The following is a 3110-nucleotide window of genomic DNA, read 5'->3' as shown; positions in this document are numbered from 1 at the left end:
GCCTTCAGGCAGTTGGCAGAACGCACGGTCAGTTCCAGCTCGTCCACAGGACGCAGCAGGATCGGATCGAACGTTGCATTGCCACGTGGGCCTGCGGGTGCGTCGAACGCAGCCAGCTCGCCGCCTTCCAGCTGCGCGAATACCGCCAGCTGTTCCACCAGGATCTTGGCAGATGCCCGCACGGCRTCTTCGGCRGTGATCGCRCCGTTGGTYTCGATCTCGACCASCAGCTTGTCCARGTCGGTRCGCTGYTCSACACGGGCGCTTTCSACSGTGTAGCTCACRCGCTTSACGGGSGAGAACGASGCGTCCAGSACGATGCGGCCRATCGACTTGGTCGRCTCGTCGGCATAGCGGCGCAKMKTGCCGGGCACRTAGCCGCGRCCCTTCTCTACCTTGATCTGCATGTCCAGCTTCCCGCCGGCAGACAGGTTGGCGATCACGTGATCAGGGTTGACGATTTCCACGTCGTGAGGGGTCTGGATGTCACGGGCAGTGACCACACCTTCGCCATCTTTGCGCAGGCTCAACGTCACTTCATCACGGTTATGGAGCTTGAACACCACACCCTTGAGGTTCAGCAGGATATTGACCACATCCTCTTGAACACCGTCAATAGACGAATACTCGTGCAGAACGCCTGCAATGGTGACTTCCGTCGCTGCGTAACCCACCATGGACGAGAGCAGGACGCGCCGAATGGCGTTGCCCAGCGTGTGGCCGTACCCACGCTCGAACGGCTCCAGTGCGACCTTGGCACGGTTGTGGCCAAGCTGCTCGACATTGATCGCCTTGGGTTTCAGCAAATTGGTTTGCATTCAGACTTCCTCTCAATACCCCCAGCTCGTTACACCGGTAAGGCTGGTGAAGCGCCTAAACCGCAATGCCTCGCGGTTCAGGGACGGTTTTCTTGAATTACGTACTCGACCGATTAGCGCGAGTACAACTCAACGATCAGCGATTCGTTGATGTCGGCGCCAAACTCATCACGGTCTGGCACCTTCTTGAAGATGCCTTCTGCCTTCTCGGCATTCACTTCCACCCATGCGGGCATGCCCACTTGAGCTGCCAGTTGCAGGGCTTCCACCACGCGATTTTGCTTCTTGGACTTTTCACGCACAGCCACCACGTCACCCGTCTTCACGAGGTACGAAGCGATGTTCACGGACTTGCCGTTCACGGTGATCGCCTTGTGCGACACCAGCTGGCGCGCTTCAGCGCGAGTGGAGCCGAAACCCATGCGGTACACGACGTTGTCGAGACGAGATTCCAACAGGAACAACAGATTGGCGCCAGTGTTGCCCTTCTTGCCTTCGGCGGCTTCGAAGTAACGGCGGAATTGCTTTTCCAGCACGCCGTACATGCGCTTGACCTTCTGCTTTTCACGCAGTTGCAGACCGTAGTCAGAGGTGCGGGCACCCGAGGTGCGGCCGTGCTGACCAGGCTTGGAGTCGAACTTGGACTTGTCAGCGATCGAGCGGCGTGCGCTCTTCAGGAACAGGTCAGTGCCTTCACGGCGGGAGAGTTTGGCCTTGGGGCCGAGGTAACGTGCCACTTGAGCTTCCTTTGTGTCATCTACCGCAAACCATTGCGGGAGCCGCCTGAGGCGCTTGCGCGTTCACAGGCGGCGGTGGGCTTAGAGAGATTAGATACGACGGCGCTTTTGAGGGCGGCAGCCGTTGTGTGGCACCGGTGTCACATCGGAGATCGATGTGATACGGATGCCCAGTGCGCCCAATGCGCGCACCGAAGACTCACGACCAGGACCTGGGCCCTTGATTTCAACGTCAAGGTTCTTGATACCTTGATCGATGGCAGCGCGACCGGCCACTTCCGAAGCCACCTGGGCTGCGAATGGGGTGGACTTGCGCGAACCCTTGAAACCTTGGCCACCGGACGAAGCCCACGACAGGGCGTTGCCCTGACGGTCGGTGATCGTGATGATGGTGTTGTTGAACGAGGCGTGCACGTGTGCAATGCCGTCCGMAACATTCTTSCGGACCTTCTTGCGAACGCGCTGAGCTGCGTTATTGGCAGGAGACTTAGCCATGATGATCTTTCAATCTTTATTTCTTCAGTGCAGCTGCACCCTTGCGCGGACCCTTGCGAGTGCGAGCATTGGTACGGGTGCGCTGACCACGCATTGRCAGACCGCGGCGATGGCGGAAGCCACGATAGCAGCCGATGTCCATCAAACGCTTGATGTTCATCGTSGTYTCGCGRCGCAGGTCRCCTTCRATGGTGAACWRCKCGATTTGSTCGCGRATTTTTTCSAGATCGSCRTCMGTCAGRTCCTTGATCTTCTTTGAATAWKCGATACCRGTYGCTTCGCAGATCTTGCGAGCGCGGGTGCGACCAATGCCRAARATGGCGGTCARRCCGATTTCCGCGTGCTTGTGCGGCGGAATGTTAATGCCAGCRATACGTGCCATATGCGTCCTCTAATACTTTCCAATCAACCTTGGCGCTGCTTGTGACGCAGATCCGTGCAGATCACGCGCACCACACCCTTGCGGCGGATGATCTTGCAGTTGCGGCAGATTTTTTTGACCGAAGCCGAAACTCTCATTGCATTCTCCTAAAACTTTTCCATCCGTCCCGGCTGCTTCGCACGGAACACAATTTGTGCCCGCGAAAAATCGTGGGGCGCCAACTCAACCGATATCCAACTCTTTGCAGGCAGCGCTGGGCGCTGCCGTCGTGATGTCAACCGCCTGCACTGCCTTTGAAGTTCGCCTTCTTGAGCAGCGATTCGTACTGTTGCGACATCATGTAGTTCTGGACCTGGGCCATGAAGTCCATGGTCACCACCACAATGATCAGCAGGGAAGTTCCACCAAAGTAAAACGGTACGTTGTACTTCAGGATCAGAAACTCCGGCAACAGACACACGAAGGTGATGTACACGGCACCGGCCAAGGTCAGGCGAACCAGGATCTTGTCGATGTAACGGGCAGTTTGTTCACCGGGACGAATGCCTGGGATGAAYGCGCCACTCTTCTTCAGGTTGTCTGCTGTCTCGCGGCTGTTGAACACCAACGCCGTGTAGAAGAAGCAGAAGAAGATGATCGCAGCGGCATAGAACATCACATAGATCGGCTGACCTGGAG

Annotated in this window: 6 protein-coding genes; all 6 read right to left on the bottom strand. The window is 57.4% G+C overall.

Annotated elements, in window-relative coordinates:
- Positions 1-818 (bottom strand): DNA-directed RNA polymerase subunit alpha (locus AC04MI_RS24320; RefSeq protein ID WP_476498940.1); only part of this gene is annotated, 818 nt, incomplete at its 3' end.
- A gap of 113 nt (positions 819-931) precedes the next feature.
- A complete protein-coding gene (rpsD, locus tag AC04MI_RS24315; protein WP_008906515.1) occupies positions 932-1555 on the bottom strand; it encodes a 30S ribosomal protein S4 in 624 nt (207 codons plus the stop codon).
- Between the two features lie 90 nt (positions 1556-1645).
- Positions 1646-2050, bottom strand: a complete 405-nt coding sequence (gene rpsK / locus AC04MI_RS24310) for a 30S ribosomal protein S11 (RefSeq protein WP_476498939.1) — start codon at positions 2048-2050, stop codon at positions 1646-1648.
- A 16-nt stretch (positions 2051-2066) separates the two neighbouring features.
- On the bottom strand, positions 2067-2432 hold the full coding sequence (rpsM, locus tag AC04MI_RS24305; protein ID WP_476498938.1) for a 30S ribosomal protein S13: 366 nt from the start codon (positions 2430-2432) through the stop codon (positions 2067-2069).
- A gap of 23 nt (positions 2433-2455) precedes the next feature.
- Positions 2456-2569 carry a 50S ribosomal protein L36 gene (gene rpmJ, locus AC04MI_RS24300; protein WP_005793651.1) on the bottom strand — a complete coding sequence of 38 codons (114 nt, stop codon included), beginning with the start codon at positions 2567-2569 and terminating at the stop codon, positions 2456-2458.
- 137 nt (positions 2570-2706) lie between these two features.
- Positions 2707-3110, bottom strand: a 404-nt coding sequence (locus AC04MI_RS24295; protein ID WP_476498937.1) for a preprotein translocase subunit SecY, incomplete at its 5' end; no start/stop codon positions are given.

Source organism: Acidovorax sp. LjRoot204 (assembly GCF_056175785.1).
The sequence above is the reverse complement of the archived record's forward strand: the minus strand, read 5'-3'. Positions and strand labels throughout refer to the sequence as shown.